Origin of the sequence: Pseudomonas sp. GM79, from assembly GCF_000282495.1 — a bacterium.
Classification (GTDB): Bacteria; Pseudomonadota; Gammaproteobacteria; order Pseudomonadales; family Pseudomonadaceae; genus Aquipseudomonas.
This window is the reverse complement of the sequence record NZ_AKJE01000052.1, coordinates 1-21,924: the sequence shown is the minus strand read 5'-3', so window position 1 is coordinate 21,924 and position 21,924 is coordinate 1. Positions and strand designations below refer to the sequence as shown.

Annotated in this window: 18 protein-coding genes and 4 pseudogenes; 9 read left to right on the top strand and 13 right to left on the bottom strand. The window is 56.9% G+C overall.

Translation table 11 applies throughout. The annotated features are described in order from the left end of the window. Window positions 1–144: 144 nt before the first annotated feature. The 3 genes from PMI36_RS13740 to PMI36_RS13750 form a co-directional block, all read right to left on the bottom strand. The gene (locus tag PMI36_RS13740; RefSeq protein WP_008072395.1) at window positions 145–564 is read right to left on the bottom strand and encodes an acyl carrier protein; all 420 of its coding nucleotides are present in this window, start codon (window positions 562–564) and stop codon (window positions 145–147) included. A 66-nt stretch (window positions 565–630) separates the two neighbouring features. Continuing rightward, window positions 631–2,310 (bottom strand): AMP-binding protein, encoded by a 1,680-nt coding sequence (locus PMI36_RS13745; RefSeq protein WP_008072394.1) that lies wholly within the window; start codon window positions 2,308–2,310, stop codon window positions 631–633. A gap of 58 nt (window positions 2,311–2,368) precedes the next feature. Next, complete coding sequence (locus PMI36_RS13750) at window positions 2,369–3,697, bottom strand: DUF1302 family protein (RefSeq protein ID WP_008072393.1); 1,329 nt, start codon at window positions 3,695–3,697, stop codon at window positions 2,369–2,371. 632 nt (window positions 3,698–4,329) lie between these two features. Between PMI36_RS13750 and PMI36_RS13755 the strand changes: the two genes are divergently transcribed. After that, on the top strand, window positions 4,330–5,373 hold the full coding sequence (locus tag PMI36_RS13755; protein ID WP_008072392.1) for an NAD-dependent epimerase/dehydratase family protein: 1,044 nt from the start codon (window positions 4,330–4,332) through the stop codon (window positions 5,371–5,373). 13 nt (window positions 5,374–5,386) lie between these two features. On the opposite strand, the pseudogene PMI36_RS30680 reads toward PMI36_RS13755, so the two are convergent. The 5 genes and pseudogenes from PMI36_RS30680 to PMI36_RS32490 all read right to left on the bottom strand — a co-directional run. Further along, window positions 5,387–5,695 (bottom strand): annotated as a pseudogene (locus PMI36_RS30680) (MerR family transcriptional regulator); the annotation flags it as partial. 187 nt (window positions 5,696–5,882) lie between these two features. Then, window positions 5,883–7,336, bottom strand: a pseudogene (locus PMI36_RS0129645) (tyrosine-type recombinase/integrase). A 310-nt stretch (window positions 7,337–7,646) separates the two neighbouring features. After that, window positions 7,647–7,996, bottom strand: a pseudogene (locus PMI36_RS32325) (DMT family transporter). Further along, a complete protein-coding gene (locus PMI36_RS32495; RefSeq protein WP_443216705.1) occupies window positions 7,950–8,420 on the bottom strand; it encodes a winged helix-turn-helix domain-containing protein in 471 nt (156 codons plus the stop codon). The pseudogene PMI36_RS32325 and the gene PMI36_RS32495 overlap by 47 nt, the downstream one beginning before the upstream one ends. A 307-nt stretch (window positions 8,421–8,727) precedes the next feature. Then, a pseudogene (locus PMI36_RS32490) lies at window positions 8,728–8,864 on the bottom strand (DinB family protein); the annotation flags it as partial. A 256-nt stretch (window positions 8,865–9,120) separates the two neighbouring features. Here PMI36_RS32490 and PMI36_RS13760 point away from each other — a divergent pair. Next, window positions 9,121–9,696, top strand: a complete 576-nt coding sequence (locus tag PMI36_RS13760) for a hypothetical protein (protein ID WP_008072388.1) — start codon at window positions 9,121–9,123, stop codon at window positions 9,694–9,696. Between the two features lie 122 nt (window positions 9,697–9,818). On the opposite strand, the gene PMI36_RS0129635 is transcribed toward PMI36_RS13760, so the two are convergent. From PMI36_RS0129635 to pdxR, 4 genes are all read right to left on the bottom strand, one after another. After that, the gene (locus PMI36_RS0129635) at window positions 9,819–10,064 is read right to left on the bottom strand and encodes a hypothetical protein (protein ID WP_008072387.1); all 246 of its coding nucleotides are present in this window, start codon (window positions 10,062–10,064) and stop codon (window positions 9,819–9,821) included. Between the two features lie 51 nt (window positions 10,065–10,115). Continuing rightward, the gene (locus tag PMI36_RS13765) at window positions 10,116–11,381 is read right to left on the bottom strand and encodes an MFS transporter (protein ID WP_008072386.1); all 1,266 of its coding nucleotides are present in this window, start codon (window positions 11,379–11,381) and stop codon (window positions 10,116–10,118) included. Window positions 11,382–11,419: 38 nt separating this feature from the next. Then, window positions 11,420–12,490, bottom strand: coding sequence for a sugar phosphate isomerase/epimerase family protein (locus PMI36_RS13770; protein WP_008072385.1), 1,071 nt, complete (start codon window positions 12,488–12,490; stop codon window positions 11,420–11,422). Between the two features lie 111 nt (window positions 12,491–12,601). Next, window positions 12,602–14,104, bottom strand: coding sequence for a MocR-like pyridoxine biosynthesis transcription factor PdxR (pdxR, locus tag PMI36_RS13775; RefSeq protein ID WP_008072384.1), 1,503 nt, complete (start codon window positions 14,102–14,104; stop codon window positions 12,602–12,604). 236 nt (window positions 14,105–14,340) lie between these two features. Between pdxR and PMI36_RS13780 the strand changes: the two genes are divergently transcribed. From PMI36_RS13780 to PMI36_RS13810, 7 genes are all read left to right on the top strand, one after another. Next, entirely contained in the window at window positions 14,341–15,321 is a 981-nt protein-coding gene (locus PMI36_RS13780) for a quinone oxidoreductase family protein (RefSeq protein ID WP_008072383.1), read from the top strand. Between the two features lie 14 nt (window positions 15,322–15,335). Then, window positions 15,336–16,184, top strand: coding sequence for a TauD/TfdA dioxygenase family protein (locus PMI36_RS13785; protein WP_008072382.1), 849 nt, complete (start codon window positions 15,336–15,338; stop codon window positions 16,182–16,184). A gap of 87 nt (window positions 16,185–16,271) precedes the next feature. Beyond that, entirely contained in the window at window positions 16,272–17,324 is a 1,053-nt protein-coding gene (locus tag PMI36_RS13790; RefSeq protein WP_008072381.1) for a 3-keto-5-aminohexanoate cleavage protein, read from the top strand. A gap of 91 nt (window positions 17,325–17,415) precedes the next feature. Further along, window positions 17,416–18,747 (top strand): MFS transporter, encoded by a 1,332-nt coding sequence (locus PMI36_RS13795; protein ID WP_008072380.1) that lies wholly within the window; start codon window positions 17,416–17,418, stop codon window positions 18,745–18,747. Continuing rightward, window positions 18,744–19,406, top strand: a complete 663-nt coding sequence (locus tag PMI36_RS13800; RefSeq protein ID WP_008072379.1) for a DsbA family oxidoreductase — start codon at window positions 18,744–18,746, stop codon at window positions 19,404–19,406. Before PMI36_RS13795 ends, PMI36_RS13800 begins: the two co-directional genes overlap by 4 nt. Further along, window positions 19,403–19,729, top strand: coding sequence for a Rieske (2Fe-2S) protein (locus PMI36_RS13805; RefSeq protein ID WP_008072378.1), 327 nt, complete (start codon window positions 19,403–19,405; stop codon window positions 19,727–19,729). The genes PMI36_RS13800 and PMI36_RS13805 overlap by 4 nt, the downstream gene beginning before the upstream one ends. Further along, complete coding sequence (locus PMI36_RS13810) at window positions 19,726–20,736, top strand: YeiH family protein (protein WP_008072377.1); 1,011 nt, start codon at window positions 19,726–19,728, stop codon at window positions 20,734–20,736. The genes PMI36_RS13805 and PMI36_RS13810 overlap by 4 nt, the downstream gene beginning before the upstream one ends. Window positions 20,737–21,038: 302 nt before the next feature. On the opposite strand, the gene PMI36_RS13815 is transcribed toward PMI36_RS13810, so the two are convergent. Beyond that, window positions 21,039–21,924 (bottom strand): AraC family transcriptional regulator (locus PMI36_RS13815; protein ID WP_008072376.1); only part of this gene is annotated, 886 nt, incomplete at its 5' end.

Genomic DNA, 21,924 nt, shown 5'->3' with positions numbered 1-21,924 from the left:
CCAAACCGTGACCACGAGCCAACCTGCAGCGAAAGAGGCCGCACATCGATGGTCAGCGCTTATTTAAATGGAGTGGTTCTTTCAGGAGCAACGCAGCTCGATACTTAAGTCAGCGAGTGGTCAGATAGTTCTGGCCGCGTGTTATCACGTGGCCGGCGTCAAACTGTGTGGGTGTAGTAAGCTCTCAAGAAGTTCTGCCATGCCCTGTTCATCCAGATGCAAGAAAGCCGCGTTGTGCCCTGCGGGCTCCTCGGCCGACGTTGGCACATAGGCCCTGGCGGTATCGGCCACATAACCTGCCAGTGAATCAGGGGTGGGCCAATGCCAGGCGATCGTCGAATCCAATTGCACTTTTGAAACATGGGAAAGTTCAGCGGCGAGTTCAACGGCGTCGATTGAACTCAATCCCATTTCAGAGAACGGTGTGTCGATGGAAATCGATTGACTCTCATCGTAATCACGTTCGGTCAACCAACTGGAAATCCAGTTTCCAACAGTTTCACGCGTGACTGACGATAAGGCCGGGGGCGCGTAAGTCAGAGGGTCAAGTGCATGCTCGTTCATTCTGTCACTGCTCCATGTGTGAAATAGCATTGGTGGTAAGGTGAGCGTTACAGGCGCCCGGGTGATTCAGGGACTGGTGTGCTGCGCCGAAAAAGCAACGAGTTGCTTGTCGATCAGACGCTGGCGTATGACCCGCCGGCGCTTCTTGCCACTTGAAGTTTTTTCAATGCTTCCTCGTGGGCAGAAATGAACCCGACTCAACAACGCATCGTGAGTGTCTAGAACCGCCAACGTCAGGGTTTGCTGTTTTTGCGCGCGCTCACTGTTGTTGTCATTGGCATCCCCCTCAAGCACCAGGTGAAGTTCCATCAAACCCGTGTTGCTGTTTTCCATCGACAACAGCGCACTGCCGGAGGCGCGGACAAAGTCAAAACTCTCGATGGTTTCTTCAATGTCGTCCGGGACAATGTTTCTGCCGCCGATGATAATCAAATCGTCCTGGCGGCTATAAAAGTAGAGTTCCTGTTCATGGAAAAACCCTAGGTCACCTGTGCGCAGACGACAGTCTTTCAGTTTGGCGAGGGTGGCCTCCGGCATGTTCAAGTAACCGGGCGTCAGGCAATCGCTCTCGATGTTAATTTCGCCCAGCTTGAGTTCCGGTAACGGGCGATCATTCGCGTCGCGCACCGTAATGCGATGGCGAGCGTTGGCTTGTCCTGATGAAACCAGTTCAATGCGATCTTCATCTTCACTGGCGGCGAGTTTCACATCACCGTCGGGACTAATGCTGACTATCAGAATCTTGAGCTCACCCAGTTTACTGCAACTCGCGCCCAGACTGTTTTCAGCCATTCCATACGCTGAGTGAATATGTTCCGGCAGCAACTTCAAAGGCGAGAATCGCTCCCTGACCTTTCTTAGTACCAACGCGCTGATTTTCTCTGCCGAGATGTAGAGGTGCAGTCGGGACAGATCAATTTGTTCATCACCATATAAACGCTTCACCGTTCGAAGTGCCGCCACCAGCGCCGAATTGGTGATGAAGCTCAAGTCTGCCTGTTTCTCTGATAGCAACTTGAACCAACGCGCCGGATTGCGCATGTAGTAGTCGGGTGTCGCGAGCAGATGGTTGCAAGCGGCGTAGATGGGCAACAAGACGCCGGTAAACAAGCCCATGTCATGATGAATCGGCGTCCAGGAGGCACTGTTTTTGATGGGGATACCGTGCCTGCTGGCGTTGTGGGACAGCTCGATGTGCCTCAACTGATTCATGATCATGTCATGGGTGACAATGATGCCCTTCGGGAAACCGGTACTGCCGGAAGAGAACTGAATGATCGCCATGTCCTCTGGCTGGACATCTGCACCCAGCGGCAGTACTTCCACGCATTGAGGGTTGAATGTGGGCTCCGAGTGAATCTCAAGACCCGTGCGTGAACGCCATTGCTCGATGTCCTCGGCCGTGATTGCACCGTCGCACAGCACCAGTTTGAAGCTGCAAGAGCTGTCACAACTGGCGAGGAAATCCGCGTAGTTCAGATATTTGCCCGATTTGGTTCTGAGGGGGACCGCCACCAGGTTCAATCGCCAGCAAGCCAATAGATAGCCGACCAGTTCGATACTGTTGTTCAGGACCAGGCCCACCCGGTCCTGCCGCCGCAGTCCCTGACTGGCCAGTTTCGACGAGCAGGTATCAACAATCGCACCTATTTCGGCAATCGTGTACGAGCAATTCGTATCAGCGAACGTCCAAACGGCATCGCCTTGGGTCATTGCATGGCTGAATCTATGATTGATGGTCTGCATTTTCATTCTCGCAGGCAGTCGGTCCCAAGCAAACTCGGGGTCGTTGGCGGTAGGGGGGTTAAAAGTAAAAGTCTAGTTTTAACTGAATGCGGTCATTGTTATTAAACTGTCCGAATAGTCCATTCTTATCGCCGTAAAAAACATCAAGTCCGACGGTTCCTTTAATGTTTTTACTCAGCTTCGATGTGTACTGAAGACGAAACAAACCATCGCCATCATTATTGTTGGTCAGCCATCGGGCTTCAAAACTGTCTCGTTGGTGCAGCAAGTCCTTTCGGTAGAGAAAGGTCATGATGCTGTCGACTTTCTTGCGTGGCAGGTACTCGGTGGTCTCACCCAGGATGCTTTGATAGAACTGAGCACTGAATACACTTTCTTCTACGCCATAATAATCAAGTCCCAAGACGTAACTGGTGTCGTTGGTCTGGAATCGTCCGTTTTCGCTATTCAGGTCGTAGTCGATTACCGAGCGGTGAGTGGTGTGGGCCAACTCGCTGCGCAAGACGAAATCATTAATTGAAGTACTGGCACTGCCACCAAAGGTATGGGTTCTTTCATAACGCTCGCGAACAACAATCACCGGGCGCGTACCCGCCATGGATACTTGAGTTTCGAAGAACGGAGCGTCGTTGTAGTGATACATGTAGTTGAGCGAGAAATCCCATGACTCAACGCTGGTTGTCAGGGCCATGCCGACGTCAGAATCTTTAATGGGCCGGTCGGGGCGTTCGGCGCGACGTCGCTCAACGGGCAACGTCAACCCGGGAGGTGCCTGGGGTATCAACCGCCGCGAACGAATGGCGAATTCGCCTTCGTTGTAATTCGGAAAGTCGGTGTAGGTCTGGTCGGGGATCCACAGCAATTGCAGATCAAACTGGCCCACCGGCACCACGATGTTGGCCATCCATGTCGGGATGCGGGCTTCTTCGGGGTCTTCGAGGATGAACTCGCGGTAATTCATGGGGTTGACAATATCCAGCACCGTGACCCCATCGGCCTGGCCCCACACCACTTGTTGTTTGCCGAGAATCAGCGTTCCGTCTTCACCCAGGGTGTCTCTGAAATAGAGTTCACGCAGTTCGAACTGAAAAGGATAGTTGTCATAGATCTTACGGCCATCGTTGATGGGCGAGAGCGCGGTTTGATCGGGTTCTCCTGGCTCAAGTTGGCCACTCATGTTCCATCTGATGCGGGTGGATAACAGAAAACGGGCATCGGTGTCGGTTTCGTAAGACAGCGCGTTATAGAACCGTGTTTCTGACTTGGAGAGCTTGTCGACGGATATGTTTTCAGCAGTCTGGTATGAAATCTTCGAGTCGGAGTTGAACTCTCCGGCGAGCGCAAGTGCAGGCAGCGCTGAAATAGCGAAGACGAATGGTTTGAACATGAGCACGCCTTAGATCGAAGTATTATATTTTTAATCGTTCACGCGGAAATGTCGCAATGGTTGCGTTTTATTAAAGCTGTCTAGTTATTTAATTGCCGGGCCAAGAGCGGCCGGGAAACGCACTAAAGATGGGCGTGAGGATAGGACTTGATGTTTAGGTTAGCGCTCAAGAAAAACATCGCCGTACGGAAAGCGGTTGGGAAGAGCGCTTCGCAGAATTGGCGGAGAGATAAAAGTTGTGGGCTGAAATCCATTACTGCGTCCATGCGTTATCAGTCGAAGAGTGGAGCTCTCGATCAGTAGCGAAATGCTATCAGTGCTCGCGTTGTAACTCAACAAGTGTGATTCGAAATTTTTTTTTGCTAAACACGATTCATCTGTCCTAAGGGACAGATGAATAAGGTGGTGTTTTATATGGTGTTTTTTTAAACTTGGAACGATCGTTTCATGCTTGCTGGTGTTAAATATTCTAAATATTGTGTTGCTCAGATGTGTCTAAATGTTTCGGCGGCATGTTTTTCTGATAACTCGAACTAACGTGCCAAGACACGCTTGACTCTGTCCTGCGGGACAGACTCTATGATTTTCTCGATCCTGAACAGAATGGTTCTCTTCCAGAAGAAGGAGTTTCAGTGAGCAAGTTATGTCTGGTCACGGGCGCCAATGGGCACTTGGGCAACACCTTGGTCAGAGCATTGCTCAGTCAGGGCTACAGAGTCCGAGCCGGAGTGCGTGACATCGGTAACACGGCGCCCTTCGCGGGGCTTGATTGCGAACTGGTCTATGCCGAATTGCTGGACGGGCTTGCAATGCTCAAGGCATTGGACGGTGTCGACGTGCTGTTTCAAGTGGCGGCGGTTTTCAAGCATTGGGCCAAAAGCCCGGAAACCGAGATTGTCGAGCCCAATGTGCGGGGGACACGTAGCGTGTTGGAGGCCGCTGCACGGGCGGGCGTCAAGCGTGTCGTCTATGTCAGTTCCGTCGCCGCGGTTGGTCATGACGGCAGTGCTCTGGATGAAGCGCATTGGAATGACGAGGCCGAAAATGCCTACTACAAATCCAAGATTCTCTCCGAGCAAATGGCCTGGCGGACCGCCAACGACCTGGGGCTCTGGATGGTGTCGGTACTGCCCTCGGCGATGGTGGGGCCAAACGCGACCCAACTGACCGATACCATGGGGTTTCTGGAGTCAGTCAAACAGCGTCAGGTCCCGCTGGACCCAGGGTTCCATTTCAATTTCGTGGATGTGCGCGACGTGGCGGAAGGTTTGATTCTGGCCGCCGAAAAGGGCAGGGGAGGGCAGCGCTATATTCTTGCGAATGAGCGCTCATCGTCGCTCGCCAACCTGATCGAGGCCGCCAATGCGCTTTCGCCGGGTTATCGCCAGCCACCGCGAGCCCCGCAGTGGCTATTGGTCTGCATTGCCTGGATGCAGGAACGGGCCGCGCAACTGACGGGCAAGCCTGCCCAGTTACTGCTCAGCCAGGTGCGCCTGTTCCATAACGTTCGGCAGGAGTACAGCATCGTCAAGGCGAAGACTGAATTGGGGTTCAGCCCGCGACCGCCCGAAGAGGCGCTGATGTCAGCTTTTGTTTATCTGGGCAGGCGATCGACTCAGCCTTATGAAGAATTGACGTCGGTGCAGGACCGAACAATGAGTTCATCTCGCCTTTGAGCTCGATCAAATGAAGGTCCAGCGCCTGTAACTCAGCGATTTTTTCTTTCACTTGCTGACGCTTGGCGTTGACGGCTTCGTTTGCCAGCGCCAAAGGAAAGGCTTTGAGCTTGTTTTTGGCGCTGATCAGGGGACTCATCTCTGCCAGTTTGAAACCGGCAATTTGTGCTCTACGAATGAGGTGGACGATCTCCAGATGGTGAGCGTTGTAGGTCCGGTATCGACCGTCGCGTTCCGGCTCGTTTATCAAACCCATCTGTTCATACAGTCGAATGGCTTTTGGTGTGCAGCCGGTCAACTCGGCGAGTCGTCCAATGAACATGCTTAAATTCCTTTTTTAAATGCGTTAAATGCCTCGTACATTTGATCGCCAGTCAGCCCGTAACCGTCACAACAGCTAGCAACAAAAGTTTAGCGTGAATCCGCACCTTGACGAGGGCGGGGGGATTTTTCCCGAATCCGACCCCGCTGATTACGAAACTGAGGGATTCAGTATTGAAGAATTTGGCCTATGGGGGCGGCAGAGATCCAGTGGCGGCGTAGTCTGGAAAAGACATCATCGACTCGGTCGGTGGATGTTCGTATGTTGAAAACAACACGGCGCTGAGTCGATCGCCCAACAGATTCCAGGTGCGCTTCTTCTCTTCGGCATAGTCGTGATGCAGGTAATGGCGCCTCACCCGCGAGCCGGCCAGTACATGATTTTGGCAGCGGTCGATGACGTCCAGGCTGACCCCCAAGGCCTGCAACATGGTCGCGCCCGTACGGCGCAGGTCATGCGGCGTCCAGTCGCCGTTTTGGCCGTCGGCAAGCACCAGCGTGTCGTCATTACGCCGTCTTGACAGCGCCTTGCGGTTTTTGAAGCGGGCCTGGCGATCGCCGACCTGCTTACTCACCACTTTTACGTCCACATGCCCATCATCCTGCTTGTTCGGAAAGCACCACTGGGAATCTCCCGTCAGGGTCTTGAGTTCCTGAAAGAAATGTAGCGCGAAGGGCGAGAGGAAGACATGGTGGTCCTGTTTCTTGCCCCGGGAGCCTTTGACGTTTTCACTGGGGAGGAACCAGGTCTGCTGTTCCAGATCCACATTTTTCCATTCGGCCTGCAGCAACTCGCCAATCCGGCACAGCGTGCCCAGGCTGATCCAGAGCGCGAGCTGGGTTTCCTTTTTTAACGGCCGAATACCTTCGTACTTTTGACCGGCGGGGAGGGCGTGGTAATCGGCGGTCATGTGTTGGAAGCGGTTGTGCAACTCCAACAGCTCCGCCGAGGAAAGGATCCGGCTTCTTTCTGCTTCGTAGTCGGCAGGGATAAGGGGGGAGATGTCGACCAGTTCCGTCGGATCACCCTCAACCAGTAACGCCCACCAGGGTTGGCGCTTTCTGGCCCAGCTGAACATCTGGGTGAGGTCGGCGAAAAAGCTGATGGCTTGCCGGTGAGCGCCGCGGCTGAGGACCGCCCGGATCAGCGCCCGAATATCGTGCTCGGACACACTACTCACCGATGTTTTGCCGAGTGCCGGGTATAGGTCCTTGTTAAAACGTCGTTGCAACTCGGCATTGCCGTCTTTACGCGCGACGCCATCCAACAGCCAGGCCTTGGCCATATCCTGGACGGTTAGTGTTTGCACCTTCGTCGACTTTTCCTTTTCGGCTTTTGCATTCGTCGCGGCATGCGCCTGTGCTTTGGCGGTTTTCTTTTGCTCGTTGGGATTGATCTGCTCATCGATGAGCGCACGTGCCTGGTTGCGTGCTTTACGGATGTCCGTCAGGGATCTGCGCGGCCAGGACCCGCAGGCGTACTCTTTGTTCTGATCGCCCCAGCGATAACGATAGAAAAGCTGACCGACACACCGTCCTTACGGACTGAGATTCGACCAGCTAGATTGCCATCCTCCCGGAGGATTCGGCCGGCATCGTTGGGAGTCAGCGACTCGAGTTCTTTGATGGTGATTTTGGCCATAAAATGGGTTCCCCCTACTTTTCCCCCCACAAAAACGTCGGCTCTTGATGGGCGTTACTGGACTCTCGTAGAGCAGAACACCGCTGGAGCTCAAGTAAATACTAGCTTAGAAAAATCCAGAGTAAAATTTTGGAAGCTTTCAAGAAGTATGAAAAAGAAGATGGGGTGCTAGGGGTCGAGTGTTCGAATCACTCCGTCCCGACCATATAATTCAAAGGGTTGCGAGATTTTATCTCGCGACCCTTTTTTATTTTTGGTCGTTTTTACCCCCCCCACAAAACCACCGGCTCTGGGTGGAATCCTCACGGCTTCAGCGTGGTCGGACGCAGGCTTTGGCGCTCACGCTTGCAATATTGACCAGAATGATTCCGGCAATGATAAGGGTGATTCCTCCTGCAGCAGTAAAACTGGGAATCTGTTGATATCTGAAGGCCGCAATCACAGTGATGAGTGTTGACCAAGGCCGGACCACATCGAGGTATTTAATGACATGGGCAGGTCCTTCTGAGCCGGCCCCAGAAAGACTATTTCGAGCCCATACCCACCCACCGAAATAAGCACTGGAAACCAGCGTGCAAAACCTTGGCTTTCCTTTAGGGCGATAGTCGCCTGGTTAATACGCACCTCTCGTGCCAGAGCTGCTACATACCTCAACCCAATCGGCGGATGCACCAGCTAGCAAGTAGATGCTGTGGCGGAGATTAGGCGAGCAACGCTTCCAGGTTTTTTCATCGCATGCGTTATGCCTGTGAGATAAGTCCTTCTCAATGTGTATTGCTTGGACGATGCAGTAACCGCGATTTCTCACCGAGCGAAAAAGGTTGTCTCCTCTAGCGGACTTCTTGAACTTCGCTTGTAGCCTGCTGAGGCACATCGCCAGCCCCTTATAGTGGTCAAGATTTTTGTTTAGTTTTTTGGCAATTGCATCATTACTTACTATCCGTTCTCTGCTGCTTATTAACAAGTCGAGTACTGCGTACTCCATCTTGGTTAGATTAATAGTTGTTTCATTGTTAATAAGTAATCGCAGAGGCTCGACGAGCACCCATGCATTTGAGCTTTGTGCGCGTATTGCGTTGAACATGCTCTTTTCAATGGGGGCGTGCGCCTCGAAGGCGGAGAGTCGTCTGGAGGGGGGCGTATCGGTATTCATCTAAGTGAGGCTGTTTCTTTGTTTGTATTGCTCTTCCGCTAGCTGGCTCGAAATGGAGAAATTCCGAGGTCAGCGGAGATGGCGCAGTGCAATGCGGAGTGTATTTCGGTTAAAACCGGCTAATTTCGGTGATGATACGTTTCAGCAGTCATAAAATCCTTAAAAATGATCGAACGTACGTTCGTTTTGATAAGGGGGATTAACACGAAAGGCCTGGAACCTCAGTGAAGCAGTTTTGCTAAGTGCGGGACTCGGATGGAATCAAAACGACTAGATCCGTATCGCCTACGTCGACACCCGCCTGCGAAAGCAGAGTTGTAACCTGGCCGCGATGATGGGTCTGATGGTTAAAAAATGCATGACCAGGCTGTAAAAATCGTGGTTCGTTGGATGCTTGGCGAATCGCTTCAGCCAGATCACATTGCCCCCACCCGTCGGCTTGCTGACGTTAACCAAGCAGACTCGTCAGCTCCGCAAGCGCCGGGCTAAGGAAAAAACCCAGCAAAAACACCCGCTTCCAGATGGATGGCTGATTGTGTAACTTGTTGATACAAATATGAATCTGTATCATTTAGTTTCATATCAAGGGTGCGAGGGAGTGCATTGCCCATATAAAAATAAGGTCAAGGTAATGCTCAAAATGCTACTCGTGTACGGTCATCTGATTGCCACCTGTATTGCTCTGGGGAGGGTGTTACAGGCGGATCAAAAGCTATGGAGCTGGCGCAAGGATGTGTTGAGTGAGGTGCAGCGTGAGTACCTCGAAGAGACCCAAAAAATCGTCACGCTCGCGCTATTGGCGCTTTGGGGAAGTGGCTTGCTGCTGGTGCTACAGGGTTACCTCTATGAGGGGAGCGCGTATCTGCTCAATCAAAAGCTCTGGGCCAAGGTGAGTGTTGTCGCGCTGCTTAGCCTCAATGGTGTTTTGTTGCATCGGATCGGTTTCCCGCTGCTGCAGAAGGCCCCTTTTGTCTTGTTACGCAACTCCGGCCGCACTCGCCTCGCTCTCTTGGGCGCTCTCTCTATGAGCAGCTGGCTATTTGCTGCTTTCCTGGGGGTAGCTCGAGCGTGGAATCACGTACTGCCTTATTTGCATGTGATGGGTGCTTTTGCTCTGTTCTTGTTGGTTGCCTGTGTAGTGGCGCTGATAGTCGCCAGTGCAGCGGGCGTCAGGGGAGATGAGTGGTCACGTACTGGCAGCAAGTGAAGCCAGGTCGGTTGTTCCTTCTCGTTTCTGCGGTGTTGCTCTTGCGGTCTTCCGAGGTGATGCGAGTTCAAACTGCTCTCAATAAGTGAACAATGTGCCGCCGCTACGGCGGCACAGGCGGATCAAGAGGTTGAATACTCGAGATACAGTCTTTCGAGCGCCTCTTGGTATTTATCTCCCTTCAAAGTTTTTTTCAGCACTGCCAGGGCCTCGAGCGCTGAAGCCGCAGCCAGCGCCTCGTTTTCTCCCCGATATGCGGCGCGCAGCCTTGCTGCTGCAATTATCGATTCTTCAGTCGTTGGCATGTTATTGCCCTCGAAGGATTGAACCTCACTGATAGTCGCAACCCTCAACGATTTCAAGTCCAAGGTGAGCGCTCCACCGAAAGGCCTTGGCCTGTTCAATGAGGGCGACCCCGATCAGCTTTGCACCGCACCCACCCCACCCATTGCCACCGATTTGTTCCGCACGCTCCTATACAACACGCTGGACACCATGAATCCAACAATGGCCAACAGGCTCATCAAGCTGAAGACATAGTTGTAGCCTTGCTGACCCGGGAAATGGTCGAGGATTGCGCCGTAGATGACGTAAGCGAACATGCCGGGTGCGTAGCCGATCAGGCAGCCGATACCGAAGGCTGAACCGGTGATGTGCGAAGGGATGCCGACTTCACCCATGGGCGCCCAGAACACGCCGCGCATGGAAAACACAATCAGCGCGAAGGACAGTGTGGCGGCCATGCCTGCGTAGATAAAGCTCGGGCTTTTCGGGATCAGCAGGATGACGCCCATCAGCGGCAGCAAGGCCAGGAATGCCCATTTCAGATAGCGGCTGGTGCTCTTGAATTGCTTGTCGGCAATGAAGCCGCCGGCGGGGCCACCGAGGATTTTGAGGAAGTACTGATTGATGATGCCGTAGGCGCCCACCAGTGCCACGGGCAGACCGTACATTTCCTTGAGGTAGGGAATGAAATAGGTCAGGCCGCAGTAGACGATGTAGACCATGAACACGTTGAGGCTGACCAGCCAGATACCCGGCACCTTGATGGCTTCGAGCAGGTTCGCCAAACCGTTCTTCGGCTTGGCAATCGACTGTGCGCTGCCGCCCTTGAGCAGGAACCAGGTCAGGGTTCCGGCAAGAATGTCGATGACCGAGTAGAAGAGGATGGCCGATTTCAGCCCGGTTTCACCGGAGCCCATGGCGACGAAAACGCCCAGTGCAGAAAAGGCGACCAAGGTATCAATGACGCCACGCCCACCTTCCAACAGTCCAAACAAGCGACCCTGTTCCTGATCGTCACCCAGGTTGCGGATGGCTTTGAGCAGCGAGGGCCAAAAGAAGCAATCGGCGCAGACGGCCAGCAGGCTGAATACGATCAGCAGATTGCTGAAGGGCGGAAAGGTCGCCAGATACAGCCCCAGGCCGCCGGTACCGATCAGGCCGATGGGAATCATTTTGCGCGTGTCGTAGCGGTCGGCGAGCATGCCGCCGACGACAAACAGTGCGGTGGCGATGATGGCGTTGGCGCTCAGCAGCAGGCCGATTTCAGTGTGGCTCAAGCCCATGAATTCTTGCATGGGCACATAGAAGGCGTCCTTGAGGTTCGCCAGCTTGTAGATGGTGCCACCACCGAGGATGAGAATCAGGAATCTGAGCCATTTGGCCTTGTCACGAGTTGTCATTATTGTTCTCCAGGCGTAATTGGGTAGTAACGTCAGGTTCAGGCGTTTTCGTGGTTGTCGAGGGTCAACTCGGCCAGGGTTCGGAACTCGGTCAGCAGGCTTCGTACATAGGCGACCTGGTTGTTCGCCCAACGGTGTTCGTCGGCGAGCATTCGTTCGAGCGAGTAGCCGTCCGGGAGGGGGGTGTCACTCATTTCCCGGTACGCAATGAATGGATCGGCAGCCTCAAAGGTCTGGCGGAACGCCGGGGCGACATAGTGGTTTTCCTGCTCAAGAATGAACGCGATCACTTGCGGGGTTGAGTCGCCGAGCATCAACAGTTCGAACAGCATGCGGGCGCTTGGCAGGTCGTCTTCGTCGCTGCCCTGCAGCACGCCGTAATGGCCGAAGCCGTTGTGCTCGGGGACGATACGCACACCCTTGAGGTGGGTCTGGCGAATGTGCGGCGCCAGGGTGTGCAGAGCCGGCAGGGGCTGTTCGCAGGCGTTGATCATGTTGCCGAAGTCGAACAAGGCGTGCAGCCGTGGGTGGTTTAGCCGGTTCAGGAGTTGCGCGATCTCGGCGCTCTTGAGTTCCTCATGCTGCTCGAAGTCGAAGAACAGGTCGTGCTCATCTGCCTGCTGCGCGAGGTAATTCAGGTCTGACTCGATCACGTCCATGACTCGGGACAGCGTCCCCTCGTAGCGTGAGTAAACGCGGATGTTGCGAACCCCAAGCGCCTTGGCGATGGCGATCACCTGATCGACATCTTTTTTCAGCGTGCTGCTGATTTCCAGGTGCACATCCAGTGCGAGCGCATTGGCCTTGTCGGCAAACGCTTGCAACTGTGCGGGCGTCATTTGGCTCAGGCTGTTTTCTTCGCCGTCGAGCAAGTGCAGGCTCAGCCCCTGCAACTCGTGGCGATAGGCGAAGTCCAGCAAATCGGCTGGCGTGACACGGCCATGGGTGAGGTTGGTCAGCAAGGGATAGGCATGAGCAAACAAGCGCATCTGCCCAAGGCGGTCGAGCAGTTGGCGGGCCAGTGCTTCAGTCAGTAGGGGAGGTGTTCCTGCCTCGGCAGCCTTGTGGCTGAGCAAGGCATTGAATCGCTCTTGGATCTTATTGTTCATTCGAGTCGTTCCTGGTCAGACGCCGGGTCTACCGGCGCAGCCTTTATCGCGCCAGTCAGGAACTCTCGATAGATCCATTATCAGTTAAATCATAAGACCACTTGCCTAGCTTCAAGTGGCCTGCAGGTACCCCATTTTGCTCAAGGCCCGGGCCAGTGCTTCGACGCGCTCCTGCGCCTGGCCCTCAGGCGTACCGGCGAAACCGATGAGCAGGGCAGGTGGCAGGACATGCTCGAGGCAGTAGTCGCTCAGGGCATAGGTGTGGATGTTGTGCCGGGCCAGTTCCCTGGCGATGGCGTCGTCATCAAGCGTGGGTGGCAGCCAGGCGATCAAGTGCATGCCGGCTTCCACCGGAGTGATATTGAAGAAGCCGCCCAGCTGTTGCTGAAGTTGCTCGAGCAGTGCTTGCTGGCGAGCCTGGTACAGCGTACGCATGCGGCGAATATGGCCGAGGAAGTGGCCTTCGCGCATGAAGTCCGCCGTCGTCGCCTGGAGCAGCGTCGGCGGGCTGCGATCCATCACCGCGCGCAGGGTACAGAAGGGTTCGATCAGGGCTTGCGGCAGTATCACGTAACCCAGTCTTAGCGAGGGGAAGAGCACTTTGCTGAAGGTGCCGACGTAGATCACTCGCGCCATCCGGTCCATGGCGTAGAGCGCGGGGAGGAGGCGGCCGCTGTAGCGAAATTCACTGTCGCAATCGTCCTCGATGATCCAGCTCTGATACTGCGCGGCCCAGTCGATGAGTGCCTGGCGCCGCGCATAACTCATGGTCACGCCCAAGGGATGCTGGCGAGATGGCGTGGTGAACACCAGTCGGGCGTCAGGGCACTCGGCCAGGCCTTGCCGGATATCAATTCCTTGTTCATCGATCCGCAACGGGACCACCTGAGCCCCCTGGGCCTGCAACGCAATGCGCGCCGCGATGTGTCCCGGGTCTTCCATCCATACGCTGTCCTGCGGATTGAGCAACAGCATGCCTAACAGGTTGAAGGCTTGCTGGGCCCCTGAAACGATCACCACCTGCTCGGCGCTGCAATCGATGCCACGGGCATCAAAAACGTATTCGGCAATCGCCGCGCGCAAGGCCTGTAACCCTTGCAGTTCGCCATAGCCAAGCATGGCCTTGGTCGGCTTGAGCAGGTGGCGGTTCATCAAGCGCCGCCACACCGCGAGGGGGAACGCGTCGTAGGTACTGTGGCTGGGCAGGAATGAGGTGGGGGTCGCAGGATCCCAATCGGTATAGGAAACCCCACGAAAGTGACTGCTGCGCAGCGACAGCATGGACTGGCTCAGGTCGGACAGGCGCGGTGGCTGGCGCTGCTCTTCGTCGGCAATCCCTCGGCTCTCCCACTCATTGCCGACATAGGTGCCCGCCCCAGTGCGCGAGGCCAGGAAACCTTCGGCAATCAGCTGATCGAATGCATTGAGAATGGTGATCCGCGACAGCGCCAATTCTTTGCTCAGGGTCCGCGTCGACGGCAGGCGCACGCCTCCTTGCATTTTTCCGCTGAGAATCTGTTTGCGAATCTGCAAATAGAGTTGGCGGTACAGGGGGATGGCGCTGGCACGGTCCAGCTCGATAGCCGACAGCAGCAAACCTGCAGGGGATTTCATTACATGCTCGTCTGGAGGGAGGTGGTTTGACCTGGAACACCATCAGGCACCGAGATGCGCAGGGTATCGAGAGGCACTGGATAAGTCATCCATGGCAGCTGTTGATGCAGTGCTCACTGTCATGAAATGAAAAGCCATTGTCGTCTGATGAGAAGCGACTCACCAGACGGCGTCCTACAGTCCAATCAGCGCAATTCGACGCAGCAGCCCAACTTGAGACTGGAGAATAAGAAAAAATGGCCAAAGCCGTACGCTTCTACGAAACCGGTGGTCCCGAAGTCCTTCGTTATGAAGAGGTCGAAGTCGGCGATCCCGGTCCAGGCCAGGTTCGTCTTCGTCATGTGGCGGTGGGCCTGAACTATGCCGACACCTACTTTCGCAATGGCACTTACCCGATCCCGATGCCCAACGGCATGGGGGTTGAAGCGTCCGGTGTGGTCCAGGCCATCGGCGCAGGGGTGACCAACGTACAAGTCGGTGATCGCGTCACCTACACCGGTTTTCTCAATACATTGGGCGCCTACAGCACCGAGCGTCTGATCCCGGCCGCGCCTCTGATCAAATTGCCGGAAACCATCAGTTTCGAGACCGCCGCGGCCATGACCATGCGCGGCTTGACGTCCTCGTACCTGATGCGACGCATTTACGACTTCAAGCCCGGCGACAGCATTCTGCTGCACGCCGCTGCCGGTGGTGTGGGCCTGATCGTTTCGCAGTGGGCCAAGCTGCTCGGCCTGAACGTCATTGGCACCGTGTCCACCGAGGCAAAGGGTGAAATTGCCCGGGCCCATGGCTGCGAGCATGTCATCAACTACAGCCATGAAGACGTCGCCCAGCGCGTTCGCGAGCTGACGGATGGCGTGGGGGTCAACGTGGTGTTCGACAGTGTCGGCAAGAACACCTTCATGGGCTCCCTGGACTCGCTCAAGCGTCGCGGTTTGATGGTGTGCGTCGGCACGGCATCCGGCCCGATCCCGGCTTTCGATCCGGTATTGCTGGCGATGAAAGGCTCGCTGTTCCTGACCCGTCCGGCCTTGGCCGATTACATCGCCGATCCGGCGGAAAAAGCCGCGTTGGCGGGCGAGTTGTTCGACCATGTCGGCAGCGGCCGGATCAAGATCGAGATCAACCAGCACTATGCTTTGCAGGATGCCGTGCAGGCCCATCGCGACCTGGAATCACGCAAAACCACGGGCTCATCGATTTTCGTCATTTAAGGGAGTTGTCTGCCATGAAAGTCGAACAATTGACCTGCAACATTGGCGCGGAACTGGTGGGCGTCAACCTCGCCGATGCAGTCCATGACGACGGTCTTTTTGCCGAGATTCGTGCTCAGCTGCTCAAGCATCGGGTGGTGTTCCTGCGTGATCAGGACATCACACGTGACGAGCATGTGGCCTTCGCCCGGCGCTTTGGCGAACTGGAGGATCATCCGGTGGCCGGCAGTGATCCGGATCATCCAGGGCTGGTGCGCATCTACAAGAATCCGGACCAGCCGATGGACCGCTACGAAAACGCCTGGCACACCGACGCGACCTGGCGCGAGGCGCCGCCGATGGGCTGTGTGCTGCGTTGCGTAGAGTGCCCTCCGGTAGGCGGCGACACCATGTGGGCCAACATGGTCGAGGCCTATGCGCGCTTGCCCGAAGACGTGAAGGTGAAGATCGCCGACCTGCGCGCGCGCCATAGCATCGAAGCGAGTTTCGGTGCCGCCATGCCGATCGAAAAGCGTCTGGCGCTCAAGGCGATGTATCCGGATGCCGAGCACCCGGTGGTGCGCACCCACCCGGAAACCGGAGAGAAGGTGCTGTTCGTCAACGCCTTCACGACGCACTTGAGCAACTACCACACCCCCGAGCGGGTGCGCTTCGGCCAGGACGCCAACCCGGGCGCAAGTGAGCTGCTGCGTTACCTGATCAGCCAGGCCTACATCCCCGAGTATCAGGTGCGCTGGCGCTGGAAACCCAACAGCATCGCCATCTGGGACAACCGCAGTACCCAGCACTACGCCGTCATGGATTACCCGCCGTGCCATCGCAAGATGGAACGCGCCGGCATCATCGGCGACAAGACTTACTGATCGACCGCAACTGCATTCGCACTCGTAAACACGCCTGCCCGGCACGATCCCGGGTGGGCGGAACAATCATAAGAATAGGAGTAACTCATGCAATTCTTCGACGATTCCCTGCACCCGGAAAACATGGAAAAGGTGGTGATCACCGTGGCCCCGTATGGCCCCGAATGGATGCCGGAAGACTTTCCTGAAGACATCCCGCTGACCATGGACGAGCAGGTGCAGAAGGCGGTTGAGTGTTATGAGGCGGGTGCAACGGTATTGCACCTGCACGTGCGTGAATTGGATGGCAAGGGTTCCAAGCGTCTGTCCAAGTTCAACGAATTGATCGCCGGTGTGCGTGAAGCCGTGCCAGACATGATCATCCAGGTCGGTGGCTCGATTTCCTTCGCCCCCGAAAGCGATGGCGAAGCCGCCAAGTGGCTGTCTGACGATACACGGCACATGCTGGCCGAGCTGACGCCAAAACCGGATCAGGTCACAGTGGCCATCAACACCACCCAGATGAACATCATGGAACTGCTGTATCCGGAATACCTGGAAGGCACGTCCCTGGCCAATCCTGCCTATCAGGCGGCGTACAGCGAAATGACCGTACCGGCCGGCCCGGCCTGGGTCGCCGAGCACCTCAAGCGTCTGATGGACAACGGCATCCAGCCGCATTTCCAGCTGACCGGCATGCATGCCATGGAAACCCTCGAGCGCCTGGTGCGCAGGGGCGTCTACAAGGGCCCGTTGAACCTGACCTGGATCGGTATCGGCGGCGGTTTCGATGGCCCCAATCCGTTCAACTTCTTCAACTTCATCCACCGCGCGCCAGACGGTTGCACATTGACCTCCGAGTCGCTGCTCAAAAACGTCATGCCATTCAACACCATGGCGATGGCCATGGGTATGCACCCGCGTGTGGGCAATGAAGACACTATCATTGATCACAAGGGCGATCGTTTCGGCTCGGTTGCGCAGATCAAGCAAACCGTACGCATCGCCCATGAACTGGGTCGCGAAATCGCCACGGGCAAAGAAGCCCGTGAGATCTACCGCATTGGTGTGCAGTACCAAAGCATCGAAGAAACCCTGTTGGCCAATGGCATGGCCCCCAACCGCAAGGCCGGGCAGAAAGGTGTGCCACAACGCGGCTGATCGGCAGACGAAGCGGGGGGCAATGGCCTCCCGCTCGCTGCACTGCAACACGCTTGATAACAACAATAAAACGAAGCTTTGAGGAGGCTGCATGGCCTTTCACCCAATCGCCGCAGACGATGATGACTGCAGTGGCGTCGGCGTTGCGCGCAAGTACGCCTGGATCGTCTTTGCGCTGACGTTCGGTTTGTTGATTTCCGATTACATGTCGCGTCAGGTGTTGAACGCGGTGTTCCCGATGCTCAAGGGCGAATGGGCCCTGAGCGACGGCCAGCTCGGCCTGCTCAGTGGCATTGTCGCCCTGATGGTGGGGCTGCTGACCATTCCCCTGTCATTGCTGGCGGATCGCTTCGGCCGGGTCAAGAGCCTGGCACTGATGGCTTTGCTGTGGAGCCTGGCGACGCTGGGCTGCGCATTGGCGCAGGACTATCAGCAGATGTTCATTGCACGATTCATGGTCGGCGTCGGTGAAGCGGCGTACGGCAGCGTCGGCATCGCCGTGGTGATCTCGGTGTTTCCCAAACACATGCGTGCAACGCTTGCCAGTGCGTTCATGGCGGGTGGCATGTTCGGTTCGGTGTTAGGGATGGCGCTGGGTGGTGCAATCGCCGCCAAGCTTGGCTGGCGCTGGTCGTTTGCCGGCATGGCGCTGTTCGGTCTGCTGCTGGCGGTGCTTTACCCGGTCATCGTCAAGGAAGCACGCATTGCGCCGCAACGTGCCGCTCAGGCGGCGAACAAGACGGCTGCCGCGGTCAAGCGTCCGTTGCGTACGCTGTTTTCCAGCCGCTCGGTGATCGCGGCCTACATCGGCAGTGGCTTGCAACTGTTCGTCGGCGGCACCGTCATTGTGTGGATGCCCAGTTACCTCAATCGTTATTACGACATGGCCACCGACAAGGCAGGAGGCCTCGCCGCGATCATCGTGCTGTGCAGCGGTGCGGGGATGATCCTGTGCGGCATGCTCAGTGATCGACTGTGTCGCCATTCGCCGGAGCGCAAAGTCGCTTTGGCCATCGCCTATTGCCTGGGCAGTTGCCTGCTGCTGTCGGCGGCGTTCGCCCTGCCGGCGGGGCCTGGGCAATTGGTGCTGATCTGCCTGGGCATGTTGATTGCCGCCGGCACGACCGGCCCTTGCGGAGCCATGGTTGCCAACCTGACCCATTACTCGGTCCACGGCACGGCCTTCGCCACGCTGACCCTGGCCAACAACATGCTGGGGCTGGCGCCTGGGCCGTTCATCACCGGCAGGGTGTCCGACCTTATCGGCTTGCAGGCTGCTTTTCAGCTGGTGCCACTGGTCAGCATCGCGGCTGCGGCCGTGTTCTTTTATGCCAAGTGTCATTACCACAAGGACATTGCCCGGCTTAAGGGCGAGCAAGTTCTCGATTCGATTGGCAAAGCGGCGTTAGAGGTGAAGTTGTGAGTGGTCGTTTACGTATTGATGTGTTTTTCGATTTCATCTGCCCGTGGTGCCTGATCGGCAAGCGTCAACTGGAGCATGCGCAGGTACAGTTTCGCAGTCGCCACCCGGATGTGCAGATCACCACGGTGTGGCATGGCGTGCAGTTGCTGCCTCAGTTGCCGGTACAAGGTGAGCCCTTCGCCGACTTCTATCGCAAGCGTCTGGGCAATGCCGACGCCGTGGCCATGCGCCAGGCCCAGGTACAGCAGGCTGCTGCGGCGGTCGGATTGGCCATTGACTTGAGCCGCATCGCGACAATGCCTAACACCGCAGACGCTCATCGTTTCTTCGAGCGTGCCTGCGAGCTAGGCAATGTTGCCCAGCGTGACATCTTGCTCGAGCGCCTGTTCGCCGCTTATTTCCAGAGGGGCGAAGACCTGGGTTGCCGTGAGACCTTGCTCGCGATTGCCCGCTCCTGCGGCATTGATGTCGAGGCCTTGGCCGACTGCCTGATGGGTGACGCCACTCCATTTGCTGGGTCACTCGGGGCGAGCAGTGGCGTGCCGAGCTTTCAGTTCGACCGCCGCATGACGGTGGTGGGCGCGCAACCTGCAGTGGCATTGCTCGGGGCCATGAGCCAGGCACTGAAAGAAAGTACTCGCAAGCAGCAATCGGCATGAGTCTTCGTATTCCCGTGCCTGCCGGAAAACTCCCGCAGGCAGGCGGTCGTGCGCTGTTCGAATTCGATGGCAAAAGCCTGGCGTTATTCAACGTTGAAGGTGACTTGTTCGCCATCGACGACAGTTGCCCGCACCAGGGCGCCTCGCTGTGTGGCGGGCGTCTTGAGGGGCGGGTGATTCAGTGCTGCGCCCATGGCCTGCGCTTCGATTTGCGCAGCGGTTACTTGCTCAATTCAACCCAGCTCAAAGTCGCCAACTACCCCGTCGAGATCATTGACGGCCAGGTATTCATCGTCATCGTTCCCGAGGAGTCCGTGCCATGAGCACTATCGCTCTCACCCGTATCCACAGCCGAACGCGCGAATTGGCGCCGGGTTTTGTCGTCAGTCTGATCGTGGCGGCGGCCGCGTCCTTTTTGTCCGAGCATTACGGCGCGCCGGTGATGCTGTTTGCCTTGCTGTTGGGCATGGCGCTGAACTTCCTGGCCGGTGATGGCGCCTGCAAGGCTGGCATCGAATTCACGGCACGTACGGTGTTGCGCATTGGCGTGGCGTTGCTGGGCATGCGCATCACGCTCGAACAGATTGCCGCGCTGGGCTGGAAGCCTGTGGCGCTGGTGGTGATTGTGGTGGTGGTGACGATCGGCGTCTCGGTGATTGCGGCCAAGGCGCTGGGGTTTCAACGCTTGTTCGGCATGCTGACGGGCGGGGCTACTGCGATTTGTGGTGCGTCGGCGGCGTTGGCGCTGGCGGCGGCATTGCCGAACCATCCGCAGAAAGAACGCGCAACGTTGTTCACGGTGATCGGGGTGTCGGCGCTGTCGACTCTGGCGATGATCGTGTATCCGATGATTGCCAACTGGCTGTCGTTGTCGCCGCAAGTGGCGGGCGTGTTCCTGGGGGCGACCATCCACGATGTCGCCCAGGTGGTCGGCGCCGGTTACAGCATGTCGACCGAGACCGGCGATACGGCCACGGTGATCAAGCTGATGCGGGTTGCCATGCTGCTGCCAGTGATCGTCTGCGCCGCGATGATTACCCGCATGCAAGGCGCCGACCCGGCCGGCAAACGACCGCCGCTGCTGCCATGGTTCGCCGTCGGGTTTCTGATTCTGGCTTGTATCAACAGCACCGGCTGGATAGCCCCGGTGGTGCAGGGATCGGTCAATGACTTGTCGCGCTGGTGCCTGGTGGTTTCCATCAGCGCCCTGGGCATGAAAACCCAGCTCAAGGAGCTGGCGGCGGTGGGCATCAAGCCGATCCTGCTGATGGTGGGGGAGACGGTGTTCCTTGTCGTGCTGGTGCTGCTGTTGCTGCGCTGGGGTCTTTAAGCCTGTTAAAAAATACTGGCAGCCGTAATGCTATCCCGTAGGAGCTGTCGAGCTTGCGAGGCTGCGATCGGCTGCGAAGCAGTCGTAAAACCAGAACCTGCGGTGCATCAGGCAAACCGCGTCAGCCGGATTCACGACTGCTTCGCAGCCGATCGCAGCCTCGCAGGCTCGACAGCTCCTACAGGGCCGGACCTCGTTCCACATTGCAGAGGGACTCCTCGGCCGGTGCGTCATAAACACCGGTTCTTTTACGGCGACTGTGCCAGCAGTCGCCGTTTTTTTTTGCCTGCCCTTCGTCCGCTTCAGGAGTCGCTGGAGCCGGGCAGGGTGCTCAAGTCCGGCGGAGCTTTGACGGGGTGCTTTTGCGCGCTGCGCCATGCGGCGGGCGGCATGCCGAACTGGGTGATGAACCAACGTGTGAAGGAGCTCGCCATCGAATAGCCGAGCATGTCGGCGATTCGGCCCAACGAGTAATTCGGGTTTTCCAGGTAGCGCAACACCAGATCGCGGCGCACGTCGTTGATCAGGTCGTTGAAGGCGCAGCCGTCGTCTTTCAGGCGACGTTGCAGGGTGCGTACGTTCATGCCCTGGGTCTGGGCGATCTGCTCGATGGTGGCGCGTCCCATCGGCAGCAGCAGGTAAATGGCTTTGCGCACCTCGAACAGCATCGAAGGACCTTCGTGGCTGAGCAGCGAGTCGAGGTAGCTCTGCGCGTAACGTGCCATGGCCGGGTCGGCATTGGGGTTGGTCACATCGAGGCTGGCGTCGGAGCAGACAATGCCATTGAACTCGCTGCCGAACTCCAGCTTGCAACCGAACAGGCGCCGATGCAGTTGCAGGTTGTCGGGAGGCTGGTGCGTGAAGTTGACGCTGTAAGGGTGCCAGTGGCTGCCGAGCAGCGCGGCGCACAGGCGGAACATCACGCCGATGGCCAGTTCGGTGGCTTGCCGGCTGGGCATCGGCGATTCGGTGACCACCTCTTCGCGAATGATCACCATCTTGCCGGCCTCTTCAATGAAGATGGCCAGTGAGTCGTTCATCAGATGACGGTAATGCACCACGACCTGCAACGCATCTCGCAGCGTTCGCTGGTGGCTGAGCAGCAGGCTGACCACGCCGAAGTCCGAAAGCTGACGCGACTCGGCCATGCTCAGGCCGAAGCTCTGGCAGCCACTGGCGGCGGCCGAA